General features: G+C 75.2%; 26 protein-coding genes. 12 read left to right on the top strand and 14 right to left on the bottom strand.

The genetic code is table 11. From position 1 onward, the window contains the following. Positions 1-5: 5 nt before the first annotated feature. Together ACFWDO_RS10315 and ACFWDO_RS10310 are read right to left on the bottom strand one after the other, a co-directional pair. Complete coding sequence (locus tag ACFWDO_RS10315; protein ID WP_380322728.1) at positions 6-578, bottom strand: GNAT family N-acetyltransferase; 573 nt, start codon at positions 576-578, stop codon at positions 6-8. 94 nt (positions 579-672) lie between these two features. After that, positions 673-1,683, bottom strand: a complete 1,011-nt coding sequence (locus ACFWDO_RS10310; protein WP_380322731.1) for an ArsR/SmtB family transcription factor — start codon at positions 1,681-1,683, stop codon at positions 673-675. Positions 1,684-2,070: 387 nt separating this feature from the next. Here ACFWDO_RS10310 and ACFWDO_RS10305 point away from each other — a divergent pair, with 387 nt between their 5' ends. Further along, entirely contained in the window at positions 2,071-2,892 is an 822-nt protein-coding gene (locus ACFWDO_RS10305; RefSeq protein WP_380322734.1) for a sulfite exporter TauE/SafE family protein, read from the top strand. A gap of 66 nt (positions 2,893-2,958) precedes the next feature. Here the strand turns inward: ACFWDO_RS10305 and ACFWDO_RS10300 are convergent, their stop codons facing one another. Next, on the bottom strand, positions 2,959-3,789 hold the full coding sequence (locus ACFWDO_RS10300) for an alpha/beta fold hydrolase (RefSeq protein ID WP_380322737.1): 831 nt from the start codon (positions 3,787-3,789) through the stop codon (positions 2,959-2,961). 228 nt (positions 3,790-4,017) lie between these two features. On the opposite strand from ACFWDO_RS10300, the gene ACFWDO_RS10295 reads away from it, so the two are divergent. Next, positions 4,018-5,037 (top strand): LLM class flavin-dependent oxidoreductase, encoded by a 1,020-nt coding sequence (locus ACFWDO_RS10295; protein WP_380322740.1) that lies wholly within the window; start codon positions 4,018-4,020, stop codon positions 5,035-5,037. Between the two features lie 49 nt (positions 5,038-5,086). Here the strand turns inward: ACFWDO_RS10295 and ACFWDO_RS10290 are convergent, their stop codons facing one another. Continuing rightward, entirely contained in the window at positions 5,087-5,671 is a 585-nt protein-coding gene (locus ACFWDO_RS10290; RefSeq protein WP_380346932.1) for a hypothetical protein, read from the bottom strand. A gap of 46 nt (positions 5,672-5,717) precedes the next feature. Continuing rightward, on the bottom strand, positions 5,718-6,098 hold the full coding sequence (locus ACFWDO_RS10285) for a pyridoxamine 5'-phosphate oxidase family protein (protein WP_380322746.1): 381 nt from the start codon (positions 6,096-6,098) through the stop codon (positions 5,718-5,720). A 170-nt stretch (positions 6,099-6,268) separates the two neighbouring features. Between ACFWDO_RS10285 and ACFWDO_RS10280 the strand changes: the two genes are divergently transcribed. The 3 genes from ACFWDO_RS10280 (at position 6,269) to ACFWDO_RS10270 (ending at position 9,044) form a co-directional block, all read left to right on the top strand. After that, a complete protein-coding gene (locus ACFWDO_RS10280) occupies positions 6,269-7,324 on the top strand; it encodes a nitronate monooxygenase (protein WP_380322749.1) in 1,056 nt (351 codons plus the stop codon). A gap of 76 nt (positions 7,325-7,400) precedes the next feature. Next, a complete protein-coding gene (locus ACFWDO_RS10275; protein ID WP_380322752.1) occupies positions 7,401-8,192 on the top strand; it encodes a GNAT family N-acetyltransferase in 792 nt (263 codons plus the stop codon). Positions 8,193-8,261: 69 nt separating this feature from the next. Next, positions 8,262-9,044 carry an SDR family NAD(P)-dependent oxidoreductase gene (locus ACFWDO_RS10270; protein ID WP_380322755.1) on the top strand — a complete coding sequence of 261 codons (783 nt, stop codon included), beginning with the start codon at positions 8,262-8,264 and terminating at the stop codon, positions 9,042-9,044. Between the two features lie 98 nt (positions 9,045-9,142). Here the strand turns inward: ACFWDO_RS10270 and ACFWDO_RS10265 are convergent, their stop codons facing one another. Continuing rightward, a complete protein-coding gene (locus ACFWDO_RS10265) occupies positions 9,143-10,966 on the bottom strand; it encodes a glycoside hydrolase family 3 N-terminal domain-containing protein (RefSeq protein ID WP_380346930.1) in 1,824 nt (607 codons plus the stop codon). Between the two features lie 320 nt (positions 10,967-11,286). Here ACFWDO_RS10265 and ACFWDO_RS10260 point away from each other — a divergent pair, with 320 nt between their 5' ends. The 7 genes from ACFWDO_RS10260 to ACFWDO_RS10230 all read left to right on the top strand — a co-directional run bounded on the left by ACFWDO_RS10260 (position 11,287) and on the right by ACFWDO_RS10230 (position 17,787). Beyond that, on the top strand, positions 11,287-11,541 hold the full coding sequence (locus ACFWDO_RS10260) for a helix-turn-helix domain-containing protein (protein WP_380325444.1): 255 nt from the start codon (positions 11,287-11,289) through the stop codon (positions 11,539-11,541). Beyond that, positions 11,534-12,919, top strand: a complete 1,386-nt coding sequence (locus ACFWDO_RS10255) for a HipA domain-containing protein (RefSeq protein WP_380325441.1) — start codon at positions 11,534-11,536, stop codon at positions 12,917-12,919. Before ACFWDO_RS10260 ends, ACFWDO_RS10255 begins: the two co-directional genes overlap by 8 nt. A gap of 72 nt (positions 12,920-12,991) precedes the next feature. Further along, positions 12,992-13,216, top strand: a complete 225-nt coding sequence (locus ACFWDO_RS10250; protein WP_380325438.1) for a hypothetical protein — start codon at positions 12,992-12,994, stop codon at positions 13,214-13,216. Between the two features lie 129 nt (positions 13,217-13,345). Beyond that, positions 13,346-13,711, top strand: coding sequence for a cupin domain-containing protein (locus ACFWDO_RS10245; protein WP_380325435.1), 366 nt, complete (start codon positions 13,346-13,348; stop codon positions 13,709-13,711). A gap of 837 nt (positions 13,712-14,548) precedes the next feature. After that, positions 14,549-15,106, top strand: coding sequence for a methylated-DNA--[protein]-cysteine S-methyltransferase (locus tag ACFWDO_RS10240; protein WP_380325432.1), 558 nt, complete (start codon positions 14,549-14,551; stop codon positions 15,104-15,106). Positions 15,107-15,283: 177 nt separating this feature from the next. Further along, the gene (locus ACFWDO_RS10235) at positions 15,284-16,504 is read left to right on the top strand and encodes a tyrosine-type recombinase/integrase (protein ID WP_380325429.1); all 1,221 of its coding nucleotides are present in this window, start codon (positions 15,284-15,286) and stop codon (positions 16,502-16,504) included. Between the two features lie 5 nt (positions 16,505-16,509). Further along, positions 16,510-17,787 (top strand): phosphatidylserine/phosphatidylglycerophosphate/cardiolipin synthase family protein, encoded by a 1,278-nt coding sequence (locus ACFWDO_RS10230; protein ID WP_380346928.1) that lies wholly within the window; start codon positions 16,510-16,512, stop codon positions 17,785-17,787. A gap of 81 nt (positions 17,788-17,868) precedes the next feature. Here ACFWDO_RS10230 and ACFWDO_RS10225 read toward each other — a convergent pair whose 3' ends face one another. The 8 genes from ACFWDO_RS10225 to ACFWDO_RS10190 form a co-directional block, all read right to left on the bottom strand. Continuing rightward, positions 17,869-18,456: a MerR family transcriptional regulator gene (locus ACFWDO_RS10225; protein WP_380325652.1), complete on the bottom strand. Its 588-nt coding sequence runs from the start codon at positions 18,454-18,456 to the stop codon at positions 17,869-17,871. Between the two features lie 243 nt (positions 18,457-18,699). Beyond that, on the bottom strand, positions 18,700-19,236 hold the full coding sequence (locus ACFWDO_RS10220) for a bifunctional nuclease family protein (RefSeq protein WP_380325673.1): 537 nt from the start codon (positions 19,234-19,236) through the stop codon (positions 18,700-18,702). A 118-nt stretch (positions 19,237-19,354) separates the two neighbouring features. After that, complete coding sequence (locus ACFWDO_RS10215) at positions 19,355-20,104, bottom strand: MerR family transcriptional regulator (protein ID WP_380325655.1); 750 nt, start codon at positions 20,102-20,104, stop codon at positions 19,355-19,357. Further along, entirely contained in the window at positions 20,101-20,577 is a 477-nt protein-coding gene (locus ACFWDO_RS10210) for an FHA domain-containing protein (RefSeq protein WP_380243804.1), read from the bottom strand. Before ACFWDO_RS10210 ends, ACFWDO_RS10215 begins: the two co-directional genes overlap by 4 nt. A gap of 180 nt (positions 20,578-20,757) precedes the next feature. After that, positions 20,758-21,888: a DUF881 domain-containing protein gene (locus tag ACFWDO_RS10205; RefSeq protein WP_380325658.1), complete on the bottom strand. Its 1,131-nt coding sequence runs from the start codon at positions 21,886-21,888 to the stop codon at positions 20,758-20,760. A gap of 8 nt (positions 21,889-21,896) precedes the next feature. Continuing rightward, positions 21,897-22,229 (bottom strand): small basic family protein, encoded by a 333-nt coding sequence (locus ACFWDO_RS10200; protein WP_380325661.1) that lies wholly within the window; start codon positions 22,227-22,229, stop codon positions 21,897-21,899. Continuing rightward, on the bottom strand, positions 22,226-23,170 hold the full coding sequence (locus ACFWDO_RS10195) for a DUF881 domain-containing protein (protein ID WP_380325664.1): 945 nt from the start codon (positions 23,168-23,170) through the stop codon (positions 22,226-22,228). Before ACFWDO_RS10195 ends, ACFWDO_RS10200 begins: the two co-directional genes overlap by 4 nt. Beyond that, complete coding sequence (locus ACFWDO_RS10190; RefSeq protein ID WP_380325667.1) at positions 23,167-23,781, bottom strand: CDP-alcohol phosphatidyltransferase family protein; 615 nt, start codon at positions 23,779-23,781, stop codon at positions 23,167-23,169. The genes ACFWDO_RS10195 and ACFWDO_RS10190 overlap by 4 nt, the downstream gene beginning before the upstream one ends. Positions 23,782-23,873: the final 92 nt, after the last annotated feature.

The following is a 23,873-nucleotide window of genomic DNA, read 5'->3' as shown; positions in this document are numbered from 1 at the left end:
CGAGGCTAGGCGGCGGGGCCGACACCCTCGGCGCGCACCGGCCCCGGGAGGGCGTCGCCGTCGCGGCGCAGGTCGAGGCCGAAGAACACGCTGCACGGGTCGAGGGAGTACGCGCCGAACGGCCCGCAGGGGACGAACCCGTGCCGCGCGTACAGCCGTCTCGCGGCCGCGAAGTACTCCTGCGGGCCGGTCTCGAGGCTGACCCGTGCGTACCCGCGCTCGCGCGCCAGGTCGACCAGGCGCCCCAGCACCGCTCCCGCCACGCCCCGGCCACGGGCCGTGCGCGCCGTGCGCATCGACTTCACCTCGCCGTGGCCTCCCGGCCGGCAGCCTGGCCCGCTTGGTCTGCTTGGCCCACCGTCGGGCGCCGCCGGCTCCAGCTCGCTCAGCGCCCCGCAGCCGAGCAGGACGCCGTCGGCGTCGCGCGCCGTCAGGAACGTCACCGTGGGGGCCCGCAGCGCGGCGAGGTCGAGCGCGTGCACCGACTCTGCGGGGGACGTGGCGTGCATGTCGGCCAGGTGCTCGGCCAGCAGGGCGCGCACGTCCGCCCGGCCCGGCACCTCGGGGGCGATGATCACGCCCACATCCTGCCCCGCGCGTGTTTCGCCCAGGTGTCGCCTGCCCAGGTGTCGTCCGCGCTGAGCTGTTGGCCCGCTCAGGCGAGACGCGCGGTCAGGCGAGGTGCCCGGCGAGCAGCGCGTCGCCGAGCGGGGTGCGCGTGTGCACCACGCAGTTGCCCTGCCGCTGGGAGGAGACCAGCCCGGCCTCGCGCAGCACCGTCGCGTGCCGGCTCGCGGTCGCGGGGGTCAGGTCCAGCACCCGGGCGAGCGCCGTGGTCGTGCGGCCCACGTCCAGCACCTCGAGCACGCGGGCTCGGGTCGGGCCGATGAGGTGCGCCACCGGGGGCCGTTCCCCGTCGACGGCGTCGGCGCAGGCCAGCCAGCCGGGCGCCGGGGCCACCGGGTACACCAGCGCCGGGTCCAGGGCCTCGTCCGCGAGCGCCACGGGCGCGAGCACGCAGAACACCGACGGGATCACCGTCAGGGGCCGGCCCCGCAGCGGCAGGGCCCGCGTCACCGGGTACCGGCCGGCCCACGTGCCGTCGTCGACGCGCCGCAGCACCGGGTCGAAGCTTGCCATCAGACCCCGCACGCCGCCGCGCCGCAGGGCCGCGTCGCGGGCCACCTGGTCGGCCGCGACGGCCACGCCCGTCGCCGGCGCGTAGGGGGCCACGGCCACGTCGTGGTAGCGGTGCAGCGCCCCGGCGAGCCAGCGCATCGCCTCCGTCTCCCCGCTCGCGATGCGCCGCACCCACGACGGCGCGCCCGCCGGGAACGTCACCGCGAGCTCGCGCGTCAGCCGCTGCCGCGGCGTGCTCGCCACCCGGTCCACCGCCACCTCGACCGGCGTCGCGGAGCCGCTGCCCAGATCCGTCGGGGTCGGCGTGAGGAAGTCGGGGAAGTAGGACGCCCACGGCGCCAGCCGGGCCAGCGCCGCGACGGTCCGGGCCAGCCCCGCTTCCACGACCCGCGCGCGCACCTGGCTGCGCCACGGGTCGAACGCGATCGCGGCCTGCCGGTTCTGCAGCAGGTGCAGGCTCAGGACGACGTCCCACATCGGGTCGGGGCGGGCGGCCACGCGCAGGCGCGTCAGGTCCTCCGCCGTGAGGTCGATCGTGAGCATGCCGCCACCGCCCTGGTCTCCGCCGTCCCACGCTAGTCGCCCCCGGCACCGGGCACCCGACCTTGCACCCTCGTCGAATGTGCGCCCGGTCCGTGTCACCGCGCCGCGAGTCACCCTCTGGCTCCGTGTACGGCGGCGCCGCACCCCCGGCGCCCCCGGCACCCGGTCACCGACCCAGCGGCCAGCACAGCGGCCACCTGCCTTCCACCCTCGTCCCTCGCACCACCGTCCGCACCACCGTCCGCACCATCGTCGACCGCACCCCCGGGCCGTGTCGTCCACCGGACGGTGGACCCCCGGTCCCCGCCGCCCGAGGCTCCCGCCGGACGGCCAGGCTCGGTGGACGCCGGCGAGGAACGCACCGCAGCACGCACCGAGGAGCACCCCATGGGCCTGCACGTCGACCCCGCCGCCATCTGCCTGCTCATCGCCGTCGCCTTCGCGGCCGGATGGCTCGACGCCGTCGTCGGCGGGGGCGGGCTCGTCCAGGTCCCCGCGCTCATGCTGGCGCTGCCGTCCGTGCCCGTCGCCACCGTGCTCGGCACCAACAAGCTCGTCGCCATCACCGGGACGTCGGGCGCCGCCGTCACCTACGTCACCCGGGTGGGCCTCGACCGCCGGCGCGCGCTCGTGGCCGCCGCCCTGGGGCTGCCCACCGCCCTCGTCGGCGCCGTCACCGCCTCCCACCTGCCACGCGACGTCATCGTGCTCGTCGTCGCGGCGACCCTCGTCGCCGTCGGGGTGTGGGCCGTCGTCGCCCGGCCGGGGGACCGGGCACACCCCGACCCGCGCCCCGACCCTCGGCCTCAACCCTGCGCCGGCACGGCGGTGCCCGCGTGGCGGCCCACCCTCGTGCTCGCCGTCGGGGCCTCGACGGTCGGGTTCTACAGCGGCGTCGTCGGCTCCGGCACGGGGGTGCTGCTCGTCGCCCTGTTCGTCACCGCGCTGGGCACCGACTTCCTGCGCGGGTCTGCGATGGCGAAGGTCGTGAGCATCGGCAGCGACCTGGGCGCGCTCGCCCTGTTCGGCCTCCTCGGGCACGTGCTGTGGCTGCTCGGTGCGGGCATGGCCGTGGCGAACGTCGCGGGCGGCATCGTCGGCGCGCGCACCGCGCTCGCCCGCGGCGCCGGGTTCGTGCGCGCCGTCCTGCTGATCGTCGTCGTCGGCCTCGTCGTCAAGATCGTGCACGACCAGTGGCTCGCCCGCTGACCTCGCCCTCGGGCCCGGGCCACCATGCAGGGCTTCCCGGTCACCCCACGCCGGTCGACGGCGCCGTCAGGGGGCGTGCACCGTCGGGTCGTCGCGCAGCACGTCCAGCAGCAGCGCCTGCACCGCGTCCGGCCGCTCCAGCACGGGCAGGTGCCCCGCCCAGTCCAGCACCGACAGCTCGGCCCCCGGCACCTCGTCGGCCACGTGCCGGGCGCACGCGCGCAGCAGGTCCATGTCGTGCGCCCCCTGGACGACGAACGTCGGCACGTGGATCCCCGGCAGGTCGACCTCCACGCCGTCCGGGCCCGGCTCCGGCGCCCCCGCGGCGCTCGCGGCCGCGTCCGCGGCGAGCTGGACCTCGAACGCCCGCCGCTGCATGGTCGCGAGCGCGTCCCGGGCGGCGTCGTCGGCGTCCGGGCCGAGCCACGTCGCCACGTTGAGCCGTACCGCACCCTCCACGTCGCCGGCCTCGAGCAGGCGCCCCTCCTCGGCGTCGAACGCGTCGGACGTGTCCGTGTCGGGGACGCCGGGCGCCGCCGGGCACAGCAGCACCAGCTCGCGCACCAGCCCGGGGTGTGCCGTGGTCAGCTCGAGGGCGACCTTCCCACCGAACGACGAACCGACGACAGCGGCATCGGCCACGCCGAGCTCGTCCAGCAGGGCGGCCAGGTCGCCCGCGTTCGTGTACCGGTGGGCGGGCTCGCCGTCCGCCGTCGGGCCGGCACCCACCGGCAGCGGCGAGTCGCCGAAGCCGCGCAGGTCGGGGCGGATCACCCGGAACGTACGGGCGAGGGCGGGGACGACGGCGTCCCACATGCGGCGGTCGGCCACGCCGGCGTGCACCAGCAGGACGGCGGGCGCGCCGGGGTCACCGGCGACGTCGTGAGCGAGGGTCATGCGCCCAGGCTAGGGGCGCCGCGGACCCCGCGGCACGGGCAAAAGCACCCGGGATGCCGCCACGCCGTCGCCGCCACACCACCGAGCAGGCGGTCGTGCACCCTCGGAGCGCTCCGAAGGTGCGCCACCACCTGGGCGGAGCGACGTCGCACGGGCGAACAGGGCCGACCACGGCAAGGATCGAGAACGACCGGGAAGCCCCCCGACGCCCAGGAGGTTGACGCCCCCGTGAAGAACCTCGGATTCCTCTCCTTCGGCCACTGGACACCGCACCCGCAGTCCGCCACCCGCTCCGCGTCCGACGCCCTCCTGCAGTCGATCGACCTCGCCGTCGCCGCGGAGGAGCTCGGCGCCGACGGCGCGTACTTCCGCGTGCACCACTTCGCCCGCCAGCTCGCGTCCCCGTTCCCGCTGCTCGCCGCCGTCGGCGCCCGCACCAGCCGCATCGAGATCGGCACCGCCGTCATCGACATGCGCTACGAGAACCCCCTGTACATGGCGGAGGACGCCGGCGCCGCCGACCTCATCTCCGGCGGGCGCCTGCAGCTCGGCATCAGCCGCGGGTCGCCCGAGCAGGTCGTCGACGGGTACCGCCACCTCGGGCACGAGCCCCGGCCGGGGGAGTCCGACGCCGACATGGCCCGCCGCCACACCGCCCGGTTCCTCGAGGTGCTCGAGGGCGAGGGCTTCGCCGAGCCCAACCCGCGCCCCATGTTCCCCAACCCGCCCGGCCTGCTGCGCGTCGAGCCCCACTCCGAGGGGCTGCGCGAGCGCATCTGGTGGGGTGCCGGCACCCGCGCCACCGCCGAACAGGCCGCCGCGCAGGGCATGAACCTCATGAGCTCCACCCTGCTGTCCGAGGACACGGGCGTGCCGTTCCACCGCCTGCAGGCCGAGCAGATCCAGCGCTACCGCGACGCCTGGAAGGCCGCCGGGCACCAGCGCGAGCCCCGCGTCTCCGTCTCGCGCAGCATCTTCCCCCTCACCGACGACCGCGACCGCGCCTACTTCGGCACGGAGACCGCCAGCACCGACCAGGTCGGCCTCCTCGAGGGCGTCCGCTCCCGGTTCGGCAAGACCTACGCCGGCGACCTCGACGCCATCGTCGCCGACCTCGCCACCGACGAAGCCGTCGCCGCCGCCGACACCCTGCTGCTCACCGTGCCCAACCAGCTCGGCGTCGACTACAACGCCCACATCATCGAGAACGTCGTCCAGCACGTCGCGCCCGCCCTCGGCTGGCGCTGACCGCCCGGCCGGTCCGGGACATCGGGATCAAGGGCAGGGTCACACCCCGTCAGGCCTCGACACCGGGGAGCCGCAGCACCTCGCGCACGGCCGCCCACGCGGCCGCGCCGAGCCGCCGGTCCGCCGCCTCCGTGCCGCCCCGGCGCATCGCCATCCCGCCCGCGACCCGGGGCTCGCCCGGCAGCACCACCCGGTGACCCGCCTCGGCATCCGTCACGACCGTCGTCGCCAGCCCGTGCCGGGCCCGGCGCGCCGCAATCGCCTCCGCGTGCGCCGCCGCCGGCCACACCCGGTCGTCGCCACCCGCGACGAGCACCACCTCCGGGACGCGCTCCGCCGCGATCGCGGCCGCGGCGACCCGCCCGGGATCGGCCTCCCTCGACAACCGGTACAGCTCCCGGAACGACGGCGGGTCGTCGGCCGGCACCCACCCGGACACGAGCGCCTCCACACGGCGCACGAACGTCTCCACCGGGATCTCCCACGCGCCGGCGTGCTGCCCAGGGCCCCCGAACCAGCGCACCGACTCCGCCAGCACCCCGTGCCGGGCCAGGAGTCGCGCCCGCCCCTCGTCCACCCGACCGCTCGACCCAGCCAGCACCAGGGCACCCGTCCCGACAGGACGGCCGGGCACGCACCTCACCCCCGGCGGATCCACGAGCCGCACCACACGGGGACCGTCAGGCACGCACACCCCCCGACGCCTCCTCCAGCACCGGCGGAGACACCCGGAAGTCACCCCACCGCGCCCACCGGACCCGCACCCGCAGCACCACGATCCCCGGGTCCGCCAACGACCCCGCGAACTGCGGGAACGCCGCCGCGTACGCCGCCACACACCGCTCCCGGTCCACGCCCGACGGCACGTCCGCCACCCCCTGCACCTGCAACGTCGTCCCACCCGCGCCGCCCACCACCACGGCGACCCGTGCGTCCCGGGCCACGTTCACCACCTTGCGCGACCCCACCCGAGCGTCGAACACCAGCTCACCCGCGTCCGTCACCGCCACCGCCAGGTACGCCGCCTGCGGCCCCCCGTCCGGCCCCAGCGTCGACACCACACCGTCACCCGCCTGCCGCACGTGCGAGACCAGCCGCCCGAGGGCCAACCGCCCAGAGAGCGGACTCCCCGAGGGCGACCCCTCCGACGAAGGCACAGAGCTCCGGGAACTGGCATCGTCCGTCCGCGTCATGACCGGACCCTACGACGGCACGGGGGCACGATGGCAGCATGCCGACCACGCCACCGACGGCCACCCGCCTCCTCGACACCGACCTGCCCCTCGTCGCCGCCCCCATGGCCGGCGGCGCCACCACGCACGACCTCCTCGCCGCCACCACCGACGCCGGCGCCCTCGCCTTCCTCGCCGGCGGCTACCAGACCCCCGACGCCCTCGCCGCACAGGTCCGCGCCGCCCACGCCCACGGACGCCCCTTCGGCGTCAACCTCTTCGTCCCGCCGCCGACCGGCACCCCCACCCTCGACCCCACGGCGCTCGCGGCCTACGCCCGGAGGCTCGCGCCCGAGGCCGCGGCGCTGGGCGTGACCCTCGACCCGGGCGCGGTGCCCGCGGCCGACGACGACGCGTGGGCGGCCAAGGTCGACGTGCTGCGCCGTGACCCGGTGCCCGTCGTGTCGTGCACGTTCGGGCCGCCGCCCGCGGCCGACGTCGCCGCCCTGCAGGCGGTCGGGTCCCTCGTCCTGGTGACGGTCACGACGCCGCAGGAGGCCGCGGCCGCGCAGGAGCTCGGCGCCGACGGGCTCGTCGTGCAGGGACCTCGTGCGGGCGGGCACAGCGGCGCCTGGGACCCCGCCCGGGCCGTGGGCGACGCCGACACGGCGGAGGTCGTCGCGGCGGTGGCGGCGCGCACCCGGCTGCCGCTGGTCGCCGCCGGGGGAGTGGACGGCCCTCGCGCCGCCGCCCGGCTGCTGGCGGCGGGGGCGCAGGCCGTCGCCATGGGCACCCTGCTGCTGCGCACCGACGAGTCGGGGGCGTCGACCACGCACCGCGACGCGCTCGTCGACCCCCGCTTCGACGCCACGACCGTGACCCGCGCCTTCACCGGGCGCCCCGCCCGCGCGCTGCGCAACGGCTTCGTCCGCCGGCACGACGAGGCCGCCCCGCTCGGGTACCCGCAGGTGCACCACCTCACCCGAGAGCTGCGCCGCCGGGCCGCCGCGACCGGCGACGCCGACCGCCTCCACCTGTGGGCCGGCGCCGGCCACCGCGCGGCGCCCACGGGGCCCGCAGCCGACGTCGTGCGCTCCCTCGCCGCCGGCCTCTGAGCGGCCGCGTCCGCGCCGGTCCGGGGGAACCGCGCGCCGCCGCCCGCCGTCCGGCGCCGTTCGCTAGGTTGCCGTCATGAGCGACGCCTGGGACGCCTCGACCGTGCTGCGCGCCGCTGCCGACTGGTCGTGGGTGCCGCCGGACGCCGAGTGCCGCACCACCGACGTCACCCTCACGCGGTGGCCCGCCTGGGCGCACGGGCGGGTGGTGCTGACCGGGTTGGCCTCGCAGCGCACGCCCGCCGAGGTCCTGCGCGGGGCCGTCGACCAGGCCCGGGAGTGGAAGAGCGACACCCTCGGCGTGTGGGTGTCGGCCAGCAGCACCCCCGACGTCACCGCGGAGCTGCTCGCGCGCGGCGCCCGCCTCGAGGACACCGTCGACGTGCTCGCCCGCGCCCTCGACGAGCCGCCCCGCGACGCCGCCGAGCGGGTCGTCGTCCGGCGCGTCACCGACATCGACGGTCTGCGCGACGCCGACCGCGTCGACACCGTCGTGTGGGACCAGCAGCCCATGGACGACGACCGGCTCGCCGAGAACGCGCGCACCCTCCTCGCCGACGGCGGCCACGAGGCCCGCGTCGTCGCCTACCTCGACGACGAGCCCGTCGCCACCGCCGGCCTCACCCTCGCGCCCGGGCCGCGCCCCGACCTCGGCACCGTCGCCCGGCTGTGGGGCGCGGGCACCCTGCCCGACCGGCGCGGGCGCGGCGCGTACCGCGCCGTCCTCGTCGAGCGGCTCCGCATCGCGTACGCCGCCGGCGCCACCCTCGCGCTCGTCAAGGGGCGCGTCAGCACCTCCGCGCGCATCCTCCGCAAGGCGGGTTTCGAGCGGTACGGCGAGGAGCGGTACTACCGCCTCACGCTCTGACGCCCCGTGGGCACGAGAACGCACGGCAGGACCCGGCAGGACACGACTGGACTCGATGAGGAGGAGACCGTGACCCGACGCTTCGAAGGACGCGTGGTGCTCGTCACCGGCGGCGCGCACGGCATCGGCGCCGCCACCGTGCGGCGCCTGCACGACGAGGGCGCCACCCTCGTCGTCGCCGATCTCGACCACGACGCCGCGCGGCACACCGTCGACGACCTCCCGCCCGCCGGGCCCGGGCAGGCCGAAGCCAGCACCGTCCCGTGCGACGTGCGCGACCGTGCGTCCGTCGACGCCGCGGTCGCCGCCGTCCTCGAGCGGCACGGCCGCCTGGACGCGCTCGTCGGCGTCGCAGGCGGCGACACCCCGCACCCGTCGGTGGTCGAGGGGATGGACGACGCCACCTGGGCGGCCGGCCTCGACCTCAACCTCGCCGGACCCGTGCGCTGCGTCCGCGCGGCGGTGCCGCACCTGCCCCGCGGCGGGGCGATCGTGCTCGTCGGATCCGTGAACGGGCTGCAGGCCTTCGGCGGCGACGACTACTCCGCGGCGAAAGCGGGGCTCGTCTCCCTCGCGCGGAACCTCGCCGTCCGCCTCGGGGAACGCGGCGTGCGCATCAACGTCGTCGCGCCCGGCACCGTCCGCACGCGCGTGTGGGACCACCAGGGCGGCCCGGACAAGCTCACCCCGCTGTACCCGCTCGGCCGCGTCGGTGAGCCCGAGGACGTCGCCGCCGCCATCGCGTTCCTCGCCTCCGACGACGCCGGCTGGATCACGGGCGTCACGCTGCCCGTCGACGGAGGCATCACCGTCGGCCCGCTCCTCAGCTTCGAGCGCCTCGGCGGCGTCTGAGTGCGACACCGCACGCGAGGGCCGCACAGGGACGACCTCGCACGACGGCGGGCGTGGGGGAGCACCCCACGCCCGCCGTCGCGTGCGACCTCAGGCCGTCACTTCCCGGGCTTGCCCGACCCGGGAAGGTGCGGCCAGCTCGGGTACCGGTGGCCGAAGCCGAGCGGGAACAGCGTCTGTGTCCCGTCCGCCGTCGGCACCGCGACCGGCAGCTTGCCGAGGGTGTTGATGTCGCCAGCGATCGCCCGCACCACTGCCTGGTAGTTCACGACCGCGTACCCGTAGCTGTTCAGCACGGCGTCCGCGGCCGGGAACACGTTGATGTCGTACGGGTTGCGGGAGGCCACCACGATCACGGGCTTGCCCGTCGCCGCGAGCGCGTCCACCATCGCCTGCTGCGCGGGGTTGCCGCTCGCGTTGTACGAGGTGAAGACGACGGCGTCGACGCCCGCTGCTGCCGCGACCGCGCGGGCCCGGTAGGCCGCCGACGGCGAGCTGCCGTTCTCGAGCTCGGTGGTGACCTCGAACCCGCGTGCGGCGAGCAGCGGGGCCAGCCGCTCGGGCCACCCGGACCCGGCGCCCACCACGAGCACCGAGTCCTCGCCCGGCTGCAGCGGGAGAACCCGGTCCTCGTTGCGCACGTTGGTGATGGACCGGTCCGCGATGGTCGCGGCCGTGGCCAGGTGCGCGGGGGAGCCCACGACCTGCCCGACCTGGGCCGGGTCGGCGTACGGGTCCGCGAGGATGCCGCGCTTCGCCTTCCACTCCAGGATCCGGGTGACGGACTGGTCGAGCCGGGCCTCGGTGATCGCCCCGTCCGCCACGGCCTGCTTCACACCGGCGATGGACGCGTCCACGTCCGGGGAGTTGAGCAGGATGTCGGAGCCGGCCTGGATGGCCTTGACGGACATCTCCTCCTGCGACCAGTTGTCGGTCATCGCTTCCATGTCGAGGGCGTCGGTGGTGATGATCCCGTCGAAGCCCATCTCGTCGCGCAGCAGCCCGGTGAGGACCTTGGGCGACAGGGTGCCCGGCAGGTCGGGGTCGATCGCGTCGACGACGATGTGCGCCGTCATGATCATGTCGATCCCTGCGTCGATCGCGGCGCGGAACGGCTCCAGGTGCTTGTCCAGGGTCGCGCGGTCGTAGGTGACCTCGGGCAGCCCGTAGTGGGAGTCGGTCTCGGTGTCGCCGTGGCCCGGGAAGTGCTTCGCGGTGGCGGTGATGTGCTGCTGGATGCCCTGGATCTGGGCCACCCCGAGCCTGCTCACGGTCGCCGGGTCGGCGCCCATCGACCGCACCCCGATGACGGGGTTGTCGGGGTTGGTGTTGAGGTCGAGCACGGGGGCGAAGTCGACGTTGACGCCCATCGCCTTCAGCTCCGAGCCGAGGATGTCGCCCTGCGCGCGGGCGAGGCCCGCGTCGAAGGTCGCGCCGAGCGCCATGTTGCCCGGCAGCGCCGTGGCCGGCGGCCCGACGCGGGCCACGAGGCCGCCTTCCTGGTCGATGGTGACGGCCAGCGGGATGCCGGGCCCGCCGTCCGCGAGCGCCGCGTCCTGCAGGCCGTTGGACAGCCCGTTGACCTGCTGCGGGTTGTTCGTGTTGCCCGACCAGGCGAAGTAGAGCACGCCGCCGAGGTCGTACTTCTGCACCACCTCGGCCGGGGTGTCCACCCCGTAGCGGGCCTGGTTGCTGGCCGCCATGGACGTGTCGTGCGCGGACGAGCCGTAGACGTGGGTCCACGTCATCTGGCCGATCTTCTGGTCGAGCGTCATGGCGTCGACCATCGCCGCGATGTCGGCGCTCGACGCCGCGGCGGCCGGGCTGCCGGTGGTGCTGGTCGGGGCGGTGGTCTGCGCCTGGGCGGGGGAGACGGCGGCGAGCAGCAGGCCCGCGCCCGCCAGCACCGCCGTCGAGCGCACGAGGCGCCTGGTTCCTAGATCCTTCACGAGGTCCTCCTGTGTCGGACTGGCGCGCGACGGTGCGGGACCGTGGGACGTCGTTGTCCGGGTGCGCCTGACCTGAAAGTTAGGACCGCCCCCGGGCGACGTCAAGACTTGCCCCCGGCACCACCCGGCGGCGAAAGGAACTTTCATGGATGACGACTGGGCGCCCCGGTGGAAGCGTCGCTGGGGCATCGATGTCACCGTTCGTTGACATCTGGACCAATGTTACTTAGCGTTGACATCGCACCAGATGTCGTCTACCGCTGACATCCGTCCGCGGGGCAGGGGAGGGGACCATGATCGTCGCCGACGCCGAGCAGCTCGGCGCGCTGCTGCGCCGCGCCCGCAAGGACAAGGGAATGACGCAGGCCCAGCTCGCGGCCGCCGTCGACGTGTCCCGCCAGTGGGTCATCGCGGCCGAGGCGGGGGCGCCCACCGCGCGGCTCGACCTGGTGCTGGACGCGCTGCGCGCCGTCGACCTCGTCGTCGACGTCGTCCCCGACGAGCCGGACGACGCGCTCGAGACCGTCCTGGGGCGGGCGCGTGGCTGACCGGCTCGACGTCTGGCTCGACGGCGCCCATGCTGGCACGCTGCGGCGCGGGCGGGGCGGCGACGTCACCTTCGCCTACGTGCCCGCCTACCAGACGCTGCGCGCCGCGCCGTCGCTGTCGGTGAGTATGCCCCGGCACGTCACCGAGCACGGCCCGGACGTCGTCATGCCGTGGATCGACAACCTCCTGCCCGACAGCGACACCGTCCGCGCCCGCTGGGCCGCGCAGTTCGACGAGCGGCGCGCGACGGCGTTCGCCCTGCTGCGCCACATGGGCGCCGACTGCGCGGGCGCGGTGCAGGTGGTGCCCGAGGGCGAGGAGCCGCACGACGGCGCCGGCTCGCGCCCCCTGGACGAGGCGGAGGTCGCGGCGCACCTGCGCGAGCTGCGCGCCGACGACAGCTCGTGGGCGTTCGAGCGGCACGGGGGCCGGTTCTCCCTGGGTGGGCAGCAGGGCAAGTTCGCGCTGGCTCGCGCCGCCGACGGCACCTGGCACCAGCCCACCGGGCGCGGCGCCAGCACCCACATCTTCAAGATCGGCGTCGACGGCGTCGCCGACTCCGCCGCGGCCGAGCTCGTGACCATGCGCGCAGCGCGCTCGCTCGGGCTCCCCGTCGCGGGCGTGGAGACGGCCTGGTTCGAGGACCAGGGCGCCGTGGTGGTCGAGAGGTTCGACCGCGTGCCGACGCCCGGCGGCGGCGCGCGCCGGCTGCACCAGGAGGACCTGTGCCAAGCCCTCGGCCTGTGGCGCTCCGCCAAGTACGAGTCCGACGGCGGCCCGGGCGTGCGGGACGTCGCGGCCGTCGTCGCGCGGGCCGTCGACCGGCGCGACCTCGCCCGCTCCCGCGACGACCTGGCACGCTCCGTCGTCCTCAACTGGGTGGTCGCCGGCACCGACGCGCACGCCAAGAACCTCGCCCTGTTGCACGTGGGGGCCCGCACCGTGCTGGCGCCCCTGTACGACCTGGTCAGCGCCGCGCTGCTGTGGCCCGCCGACGAGGTCCGCTTCAAGGCGCGGCTCGCCATGAAGCTCGGCGGTGAGTACCGGCTGCGCGCGCTGGGCGCCCGGAACGTCGAGCGCGCCGCCGGAGAGCTGGGCGTCGACGCGGGCTGGCTCCTGGGCACCGCCGCCGCGTACGCGGCCGCCTGGCCGGACGCCGTGCGCGACGCCGCGGCCGGCGAGCGCGACCTCGTCTCCGCCGACGTCGCCGCACGGTTCGCCGACCGCGCGGCGGCCCGCTCCGCCGACGTCGCGCGAGCCCTCGGCAGGACGCGGGGCGGGGGAGCGGGCACCGGCCCCGCCGCCACCTGGGTTCCGCCCCACGAGCGCGCCGGCCGGCCCGTCGCCGGGCACTGGCGGTCGCACCCCGGCCGCTGACCCGTCGTGGACATGTCGTCGTGGACATCGCTGTCGTCCTGGACCGGTCGACGGCGGCCGGGGGAGCGCGTCGTGGACGAGTTCGAGGCGGTGCTCGAGCCGCTGCCCGGCGCCGCGCCGAACCCGGACACGCTGGACTGGTTCGACACCCAGCCGCCGTCGGTCTGGGCGGCCGCGACCGAGGGCGCGCGCCCGATCCCAGAGGTCATGGCGAAGTTCACCGCCTGGACGAAGACCGTCGGCCCGCGGCGCGTGTTCGCCGCCCGGGCGTCGGCCGCCGCTACCGCGCCGTGGTAGCGGGCCACGACGGACTCCGCCAGCTCGAGCTTCGCGTCTCGGGGGGCCCGAGCCGCTGGCCCAGGGAGTACCGGGGGAGCCGAGCCCCTGTTGGAGCCGCCGCCGAGGCCGACGTCGTATCGTCGAGGCGTGAGTGACGACGTCCGCAACATCTCCGCCGCCCTGTCGAGGGTCCCGGAGCCCTGGCAGCCACACCGGCTCGCGTCCGTGAACGACTACGACGTCAAGGTCGTCAAACTCAAGGGCGAGTTCGTGTGGCACACGCATCCTGACACCGACGAGCTGTTCGTCGTGATCAGCGGGCGGCTGACGATCCAGCTGCGGGACAGGGACGTCGTGCTGGGGCCGCAGGACGTGTTCGTCGTGCCGCGCGGCGTCGAGCACTGTCCGCGCGCCGACGAGGAGACGCACGCGCTGCTGTTCGAGCCGCAGGGCACGGTCAACACCGGCGACGCCGGCGGTGAGATGACGGCCGAGCTGCGCGAGCTGGATTGACGCGTCCCGACGGCGTTCTCGGCGGGAGCGGCCATCCTGAATGCATGGCCGATAATGCACATTATGTCATTACGCGGAGGAGAACGAGGCTCGAGAGCGGCCCCCTCTCGGCGGACAACCCGCCCCGCGTCGACTGCCGGACGTCGCGCCGGATAGGCGTGCCCGGCTGGACGGCGAGCCGCGCCGACCGTGGGTGGCGACGGTGCGTCCCGGCGGCTCGCGCCCACGGCGCACGAGCGGCACGCACGCCGATCGGACGACGATCGGACGACGATCGGACGACGATCGGACGACGATCGGACGACGATCGGACGACGATCGGACGACGATCGGACGACGATCGGACGACGAATCTGACGGGAAACCTCTGGGCGGCGTCGACATCGACCACCTGCGACGTTCTCGCCTCAGATCCGACCTCAGGCCTCGCCACGCGCCACCGTGCGCCGACGGTCATGACTGCGACGCACCCCGCGCGTTCTCCGGCGCCCGCAGGCCGCCCGTGCCGTCGCTCGCGCCTCGCTCGTCATCGCTCCTGACGCGACCTCGTCCCCGCGGTCCCCCGGGTGGCGGTCCGGCGCTGTCCGGCAGACTGCCGGGCCCAGGCCGCGGCGCATCCTGCGGCCATGCCGGGCAACCTGACCTGCCGCCGATCGACCCCTCGCCATCGCCCGCGATCCGCGCTAGGCTAATTCGGACATACGCCTCAAACCATTGTGTATGACACAACACAGTGGTTTTGCCGCAGGAGCGATCCGCGGCTCCCCTGTCACGACTCCGCACGTCGCCTGCCCCGGCGCGGAGGCGGTGTCGGTGCCCGGCCCTACGGTGAACGACATGGCCGCACCCCGCGACGGGCTCGCCTTCTGCATCTTCCCGACGGCGATCGGGCACTGCGCGCTGGTGTGGCGCTCCCCCGGCCGCGTCGTGGGCTCCGCGCTCCCCCAGGGTTCCGCCGAGGGCACGCGCGACGCCGTCCGCCGCTGGTACCCGTCGGCGCGGGAGTCCTCCCCGGACGGTGACCTGGCCGACGCGGTCTCCGCCGTGGCGGGACTCCTCGGGTCCGGGGCCGGGGACCTGTCCGCCATCGACGTCGACATGAGCGGCGTCGCGGACTTCGACCGTCGCGTCTACGAGGTCGTGCGCACCATCCCCGCGGGCGCCACGCTCACCTATGGCGAGGTCGCCTCCCGCCTGGGCAGCCCCGGCGCCGCCCAGGCCGTCGGGCAGGCGCTCGGGCGCAACCCGTTCCCGCCGATCGTCCCGTGCCACCGCGTCCTGGCCGCGGGGCGCCGGGTGGGCGGCTTCTCCGCGCGCGGCGGCCGGCGCACCAAGCTGCGCATGCTCGACGCCGAGGGCGTCCACCTCGAGCAGCCCACCCTGTTCGACCTGTGAGCCTCTTCGGCCGCTGACCGGGTCGCCCCCCGGTCCTTGTCGGTCGGCGCCCCGTCGCCGGACGGGATGTCGGTGCGGCCGCCTACCCTGGGGCCGGGCCGTGCGGTGGGCGTCGCCGCAGGTCACCGGTGCGCGGGTGGTCCGCGCCCGGCCGCCAAGGCACCCAGGAGGACGAGCATGGTCGCCCCGCCCCGGCTGGACCGCGTCGACGTCGCGACCGCGGTCGAGCGGTACCTCGCCACGGTCCGGGTGGAGAGCGTGCGCGGGGTCCTCTCCCCCGCCACCGCGCGCAGCTACGAGCGGGACGTGCGGGAGCTCGGCCGGCTCGTCGGAGGCGATCGCGTCCTCGACGACGTCACGGGCGAGGACGTCGACGACGCCCTCGTGCGCTACCAGGCCACCCCCGATCAGCGGTACAGCGACCCGGCCCGCAAGGGTGGTCCCGGCCGCTCTGTCGCGACCGTGAACCGCTTCCGCCAGTCGGTCAGCCGCTTCTTCGCCCACGCCACCCGGCAGTGCTGGGTGCAGGCCGACCCGATGCAGTGGGCCGCCCCGCCCGCCCGGTCCCGCGACCGGCTGCGGGTGGAGCGCACCGCGCTGTCCGCGACCGCAGCCGGCGCCCTCCTGCAGGCGTCCGCCGCGGCGACGCCCCGCCCGTCCGCCACGCAGGGAGCCCTCGGGTCGCGCGCGCCCCGCACGGATCAGGCCCTCGTGCTGCGCGACCGGCTCGTCGTCGCGCTCCTGCTGGTCCTCGGCCCCCGGGTCTCCGAGCTCGCCCGCGCCGACGTCGCGGACTTCACCCGCGAGCCGGAGGAGACGCGCTGGCGCATCGTCGGCAAGGGCGGCTCGATCCGCACGGTGGCGCTCTCGCCGCCCCTGGCCGCCGCGCTCGAGGACTATCTCGCCGAGCTCCGGCCCCGGCTCGCCGCACGCCGCCCCGACGACCCCGACGCGCAGCGCGCCCTCCTGCTCACCTGGCGGGGCCGCCGGGTCGACACGCAGGCCGTGCGCGCGCTCCTGGCCCGCGCGGTCGAGCGCATGCCCGCGCCCTACCGCCGTCCCGCGACGCCCCACGCCCTGCGGCACACCACCGCGACCCTCCTCGTCGCGGAGGGCTGGGACGTCAAGGTCGTCGCGGAGCTGCTCGGGCACCGCTCCATCGCCACCACCGGGGTGTACCTGGACCGCATCGAGGGCGAGCTCGCCGCGGCGATCCGCTCCCACCCGCTCTCCGCGGACCTCGCCGTCCCCACGGACGTCGGGGCGGAGGCGCCGGAGGCGTCCGGTCCGGCCGAACCGGCCGGGCCGGCCACGTCGCCCGATGCTCGGGAGGCGGGTGACATCACCGACCAACCCGACAGTTCGGCGCGCGCCGACCCGGCCCCCTGGCTACCGTGAGGCTCGTGCCGCCTCGCCTTCCCCGCCTCCGCAAGCCCGTCCGTGTCCAGATCGACTGGCCCTCGCTGCGCCGCTACGCGACTCGCGGGGCGCTCCTCGCGGCCGCCGTCCCGGTGGCCGCGGCCGCGACGGTGATGGGGCTCGAGCGGTTCCGCCGCCACCAGTACCCGCTGGACACCCCGTTCCCCACCGCCCCGCCGTCGTCGACCGAGGTCGAGGACACCACCGCGACCCTCTACACCTACGGCGCGGACCTCTACGAGGCGATGCTCGAGTCGATCCGCGGCGCGCAGCGCGAGATCTTCCTCGAGACGTACATCTGGAAGGACGACGAGGTCGGCCGCCAGTTCAAGCAGGCCCTCGCGGAGGCCGCCGGGCGCGGTGTGGCCGTGTACGTCGTCTACGACGGGTTCGCGAACCTCGTGGTCCCGCGGCGGTTCTACGAGATGCCGGGCGTGCACATGCTCCGCTTCCCCGCGATGCGGCCCGGGCTGCTCATGCTGGACGTGCGGCGCTCTGGCCGCGACCACCGCAAGATCCTCGTGGTCGACGACGACACCGCGTTCGTGGGCGGGTACAACATCGGCTCCCTGTACGCGACGCAGTGGCGCGACACCCACCTGCGCCTCACGGGCCCGTCGGCGTGGGAGCTGCGCAACGCGTTCGTCGACTTCTGGAACCGCTGGCGCAGCCCGCAGCTGCCCGTGCTGCAGGACGTGGGCACGTCGCTGTGGCTGCCGCAGCTGCGGGCGGCGCGCAACGCGCCCTCGGAGCTCGTCTTCCCCATCCGCGGGATCTACCTCGACGCGATGGACCGGGCGTGCTCGCACGTCTACATCACGCAGGCGTACTTCATCCCCGACGAGGACATCCAGGCCGGCCTCCTGGCGGCGGCGGCGCGCGGGGTGGACGTGCGCGTCCTGGTCCCGGAGCGGTCCAACCACGTGGTGGCGGACTGGCTCGCGCGGGGCCACTACTCCACCCTGCTGCGCGGCGGTGTGCGGATCTTCCTGTACCAGGGGGCGATGATCCACGCGAAGACCGCGACGATCGACGGCCGCTGGACCACGGTGGGCACCGCGAACATCGACCGGCTGAGCCTGACCGGGAACTACGAGATCAACCTCGAGGTCGTCGACGAGGGCCTGGCGACCCAGCTCGAGGACGCGTTCCGGATGGACGAGTCCAACTCGCGCGAGCTGACCCTGGACGAGTGGCGGCGACGGCACCCGCTGTCGAAGGTGGCCGAGCGTCTGATGTCGCCCCTGCGCCCGCTGCTCTGATCCAGCTCGACGCGTCCGCCCGCGCACGAGAAGGGCCCGCCGGAGACGGCGGGCCCTTCTCTGCTGTCTGCGGGTGGTGGGTCAGCCCGCGGTGCGCGCGGCACGACGGGCGGCGAGCTCGTCGCCCTCGTGCGGCGCCGGCTCCTCGTCCTCCAGGGACTCCGTGGGCATCGCGGACAGCGTGCCCTCGATGTCGCGCCACACGCGTCCGACGGCGATGCCGAAGACGCCCTGGCCGCCCTGGACGAGATCGACGACCTCGTCGGGCGACGTGCACTCGTACACCGAAGCGCCGTCGCTCATGAGCGTGATCTGCGCGAGGTCCTCGACGCCCCGCTCCCGCAGGTGCGTCACGGCGCTGCGGATCTGGTGCAGGGAGACGCCCGTGTCGAGGAGCCGCTTGACGACCTTGAGCACGAGGATGTCGCGGAAGCTGTAGAGGCGGTGGGTGCCGGATCCCGTCGCGGGACGGATCGACGGCTCCACGAGGCCGGTGCGCGCCCAGTAGTCGAGCTGACGGTAGGTGATCCCGGCGACGCGGCACGCCGTGGTGCCGCGGTACCCGGTGGCGGCGTCCTGCTCCGTGAGGTCCTCGCCGAAGAGCAGGCCCTGGGCGCCGTGCGGCACCGACGCACCCGTGGGGACGCTTGCCTCACCGCTGCTGTTCACTGTGCCTCCTGGTGTTCGACTCCACGCTAGGACGCCCCTGGGGGGTCGTCAACGACGTCGGCGCCTGCGCGACCGCGTGTCGCGCGTCCTCCCCGACGCCCGGGGACCTCACGCCTCACCCTCAACTATCGACTACTGGTTGAAGGTTCGGGTCCTACGGTAGCCGAGCCTGAGGCTCGACCCGAGGTCGAGGGTTGCCCTCGGCGTGGCGCGACGGTGGGAGAACCCTGCGTCGTCGCCGTCTCAGGGTGGTGCGTCGTCGGGCCGCCCTCCCCCGTGGGGGCCGGGCGCGCCGGGGTCCTGGGGACCGCCGGGAGTGGTGAAGTCCTCGGCGGTGACGTGGTCGAGGAAGTCGCGGAACTTCTCGACCTCGCGCTGCTGCTCGACGTCGACGACCTCGACCCCGGCGACGGCCACGACCTCCGCGGAGCAGAACACGGGGCTGGCAGTACGGACGGCCAGCGCGATCGCGTCCGACGCCCGCGAGTCGAGCCGGGTGCCGTTGGACAGGACGAGCTCGGCGAAGAACACGCCGCCGTCGAGGGCGACGACCTCGACCCGCTCGAGCTCCACGCCGACCGCGACGAGGAGGTCGCGCAGCAGGTCGTGGGTCATGGGTCGGGGGGTGACGAGGCCGGCCTGCGCCATCGCGATCGCCGACGCCTCCCGCGCGCCGATCACGATGGGGACGGCGAGGTTGGCCGCGGCGTCGAGCAGCAGCACCACGATCTCCTGGTCGTGCTGCTGCTGGCGCACCCCGAGGACCTCGACCGGGACCATCGGTGCGTCGCTCGCCTCGTCGGGTTCCACCGACCCACGGTACGTCGCGCGGTCGCCGCACGTCGTGCGGGAGGACGTGGCCGTCGGCGGGCGGCCGCCGGTGGCGGGGAACGCCAGGTCAGACGAGGTCGCCGGTGCCCTGCCGCACCCAGGTGGAGTGCAGGCGGGCGAGGAGCTCGCCCACCTCGGCCGCGAGCTCCGCGCCCTGGGCGCGCGCCGACGGGGTCTGCTGGCTGCGGTAGGGGGCGACGAGCTGGTCCACGAGACCCACGTGCCGGTCCGCGGACGCGCGCAGCGACCGCAGGTGCCGCGGCTCGATGCCGTGCTCCGCGAGCCGTGCCGCGATGCGCACGACGTCCGGTGCCCCGGCGTCGAGCCTGCTCCCGGAGCGGGAGTGCAGCACGCCCGACGACACGAGCTCCTGGACGAACGCGGGGGTGGTGCCCGTGGCCTCCGCCACGCTCTCGGCGGTCCAGCGGCGGCGGGTCACCTCCGTCGCGCCGGCGGCCTCGGCGAGGCGCGGGGCCGGCCCGGGGGCGGGCTCCCCCGCGTCCATCTCCGCCAACCGCTCCTTGATGACCTTCAGCGGTAGGTAGGAGTCGCGCTGCTCGGTGAGGACGAACCGCAGCCGCTCGACGTCCGCCGGACTGTACTGCCGGTAGCCCGACGACGTGCGGACGGGGTCGATGAGCCCCTGGTCCTCGAGGAACCGGAGCTTGGAGTGCGACACCGACGGGAACTCCGGGCCGAGCTGGCCCAGCACGTCGGAGATCCGCATCGTCGCCTGGCGGGAGATGCCCCGCGGCCACGGTTCAGGCGCCTGGGGGCCGGCCGGCTCCTCGCCGTGCGCGGCCTGCGCCGCCGTCACGACGCGGGCGCCTGCGGATCCCGCGGCGCCTGCGGGCTGGCGTGGAACGACATGCGGAACTTGCCGATCTGCACCTCGTCACCGGTGGTGAGCGTGGCCGCGTCGATCCGCTCGCGGTTGACGTACGTGCCGTTCAGGGAGCCGATGTCCCGGACGACGAACCGGTCGCCCTCGCGAGCGAACTCCGCATGCTTGCGGGAGACGGTCACGTCGTCGAGGAAGATGTCGGCCTGCTCGCTGCGGCCGGCGACGGCGCGGTCCGAGTCGAGCAGGAAACGCTCCCCGACCGCGCCGGACCCGTACTGCACCACGAGGAGCGCGGAGTGCCGCGGCAGGGCCGCCACGGCGGCCGCCTCCTCCGCGGTCAGCGGGATCCGGAACGACTGCTCCTCCGCGGGCGCGCCCACGCGCCCCAGGTGCGCGGTGGTGTCCGCGGCCGCCTGGTGCGGCGGAAGAGCGCGGGGGTCCGTCATCAGTCCTCCTGTGAGGTCGGGCCGGGTGGGTCGGGCGACGCTGCCGCCGTCGTGGACCCCGGACCGGTGTCCGTCGATGGCTGGCTGTGCGTCCGACGTGCGCCGTCGTCCGACAAACCTACCCCGACGGGGCCGTGACCGGGAACCCCGCTCCCTGTGCCGGCGGCCCGTCGGCGCACGTCAGCCCTGCTCCCGCTCCGGTTGCGCGTACTCCGGCTCCTGCGGCGGGGTCACGGCCGTGATCGTGACCTTGTCCTGCCGGGTGGTGGACGCCTCCGCCCCCGCCGTGCGCACCGTCGCCAGCGCGCCGCCGGGAATCTCCAGGGCGCGGTCCAGCGTCTCGGGGTCGCCGATGACGGTCCACTCGTACGGCGACGTGAGCCGGGTGCCGTCGACGACGATCGCGTCGCCCTTGTCCTCGAACCAGGTGGACGTGACGAGGCGCACATCGTTGAGCTCGACGACCTCCGCCCCCGCGTTGCGCAGCTCCTCGAGCACGTTGAACATCTGCGAGGCGCGCAGCTGGCCGCCCGGGTCCTGGATGGTCACCTCGACGCCCGGGCCCTGCGCGGGCAGCCTGCCGGAGAGGATGCCCTCCGACTCCGCCCGCTGCTGCGCGAGCTCGAGGGCGGACTGCGCCTTGCCGGTACCGGAGCGCAGCTCGTCGCGCGTGGCCTCCAGCCCCGACACCTCGTCGCCGAGCTGCTGCGCCCGGTCCGTCACCTCGTCCAGCAGGCGTACCAGGTCCTCCTGGCGAGCCGAGGAGAGCTGGTCGGACGCGGACTGCTGCACCTGGACGACCAGCGCGAACCCCAGGGCGGCGCACAGCACGCCCGCCAGCACCTGGGAGCGGGTGGCGCGCGGGTGCAGGGCCGAGCCGAGCCGTCGCCATCCGCTCGGGGTGCCGCCCGCCGCGCCCGCCGTCCGTGGCGCGTCGTCAGCGGGGTCAGCGGGGTCAGCGGCGTCAGCGCGCTCCGTGTCGCCGGTGTCGCCGGTGTCGCCGGTGTCGCCGGTGTCGCCGGTGTCGCCGGTGTCGTCGGCGTCGTCGGTGTCGTCCTCCTCGGCCGGCGACACGAGGGGCTCCGGGTCCTGGGCAGGGCCGTCCGTCGATGCGACGGGCGGCACGGCCTCCGTCGGGGCGGCCTCGGCAGGCTCGGGCCCCGGGGCATCACCGGAGACGTCGCCCGTGGGCGGCGCGTCGTCGGGCGCGGTGTCCCCGGCGCTCGCGGCCTCGGCGGCTTCGACACTCTCGGCAGCCTCGCGGTCCTCGTCCCCCGGGGCGTCGGGGCGGTCGCCCGTGCGGTCGCTCATCGGGCCCGTCACGCCTTGAACAGATGGCGGCGGATCGCCGCGGCGTTCGAGAAGATGCGGATGCCGAGCACCACCACGACCGCGGTGGACAGCTGCGCCCCCACGCCGAGCTGGTCGCCCAGGAAGACGATGAACGCCGCCACCAGGACGTTCGACAGGAACGACACCAGGAAGACCTTGTCGTCGAACAGGCCGTCGAGCTTGGCACGCAGGCCCCCGAACAGGGCGTCCAGCGCGGCGACGACGGCGATCGGCAGGTAAGGCTGCAGCGCCACCGGCACGGTCGGCTGCAGCACCAGACCGGCGATCACGCCGATCACGAGCCCGATCGCGGCGATCATGGACGTTCCTCCTCGGTGTCGGACGACGGCGTGCTGGACGACGGAGAGCTGGACCCGGCGCCCGGCCGCGAGGAGTCCCCCGCAGCCGACGGCTCGGCATACCTCAGGGTCTGGCTGCCCACCCCCGGGAGCGACAGGTCGCCCTGCGGTGTGACGGACGAACCGATCCCGTAGCGCGACCCCAAGAGCTGCAGGTACGCGGGCGCGCCGGACCGAGCGTACGCGGTCTGCATCGCATCAGGGTCGCCGATCGCGCGGATGACGTAGGTCGGCCCGGGCAGGGGCACCAGGTCCACCAGGATGGCGTCCCCCGCGTTGCGGATGGCCGACAGGGACGTCAGGCGCTGGTCGTCCACCGAGATCGCCTCGGCCCCCGCCGCCCACAGCGCGTTCACCACCGTCTGCACGTCCGCGTCCCGCACCCGCGCACTCGGATCGGGATCCTGCTCGGACTGGGCTGCGTCGCCGTCCGACAGGCTCACCACCAGGCCCTCACCCGCGACCGCCGCAGAACCGCTCACCACCGCGTCCAGCCGCAGGGTCTGCAACAGCGCGGGGTCCTCGCTCGCCAGCGCGGAGTGCTGCAACGCCTCGATCTCGTCGCTCGCCGCCACCGAGCGGCGCTGCAGCGCATCCACCTCCGCGCGCCGGTCCACGATCTGCGTCTCCAGCACCTCGCGCGCCGCGGCCACGTCCGCCTGCGGCGCTCGCAGCTGCCGCGCCGCCGACACCGTCAGCAGCCCCAGGGCGATCGCGAGCACCACGAGCAGGGCCACACCCGTCCCGCGCCGCCTCGGCGGCTGGCCCGCCCGCTCGGCCTCGGCACGCCGCTGCGCCGCCTCCGCGTACCCCGGGTCCAGAGGCTTCTCCATCACCTCGACCAGCAGCGTCATCGACTCGTCCGGGCGACGCCGCCCCGACGGGCGCACCGGCGCCGTCACGCGCGCTCCTCCTCGGCACCGCCCGCGGCCGAACCGGCGCTCGCGGCCCCGACCAGCTCACGCGCCTGGCGCAGGTACTGCGCGCCGGCCACCCAGTACAGGCCCACGCCCCACCACGTGAAGGCCCACCCCACCACATGGGCGGCCGAGCCGAGCGCGCCGGGCACCGTCGCGAGCAGCAGCAGCGGGAACGCGTACAGCAGGGCGAACGTCCCCGCCTTGCCCACGAAGCTCACCGGCAGCGGCCCGTACCCGTGCCGCGCGAGCACCGGCAGCAGGCACGCCAGCATCAGGTCGCGCGCCAGGATGACCACCAGCAGCCACAGCGGCACCACGTCCCGCCAGGCAAGGCCGGCCAGGGTGACGAAGATGAACAGCCGGTCCGCCGCCGGGTCCAGCATCTGCCCCAGCCGGGTGACCTGGTCGAGGCGGCGTGCCAGCACGCCGTCGAGCCAGTCCGTGAACCCCGAGAACGCCAGCACCGCCAGGGCCCACACGTCCTCGCCCACCACGATGAGCACCGCGAAGACGGGCACCAGTGCCAACCGCAGCAAGCTCACCAGATTCGGGATCGTGAAGACCCGGCTGCTGATCTCCCGGCCCTCGTGCACCCGCACATCCTACGCACGGCACCACCCGCAGTGGCCGAACTCACCGGCCCCCACGAACCGGGGCTCGCCCCCACCCCGTAGACTGGTGACAC

It is taken from the genome of Isoptericola sp. NPDC060185, assembly GCF_042728595.1.
Taxonomy (GTDB): domain Bacteria; phylum Actinomycetota; class Actinomycetes; order Actinomycetales; family Cellulomonadaceae; genus Isoptericola.
Note: the sequence above shows the minus strand (reverse complement) of the source record. Positions and strands in the feature narration are given on the sequence as shown.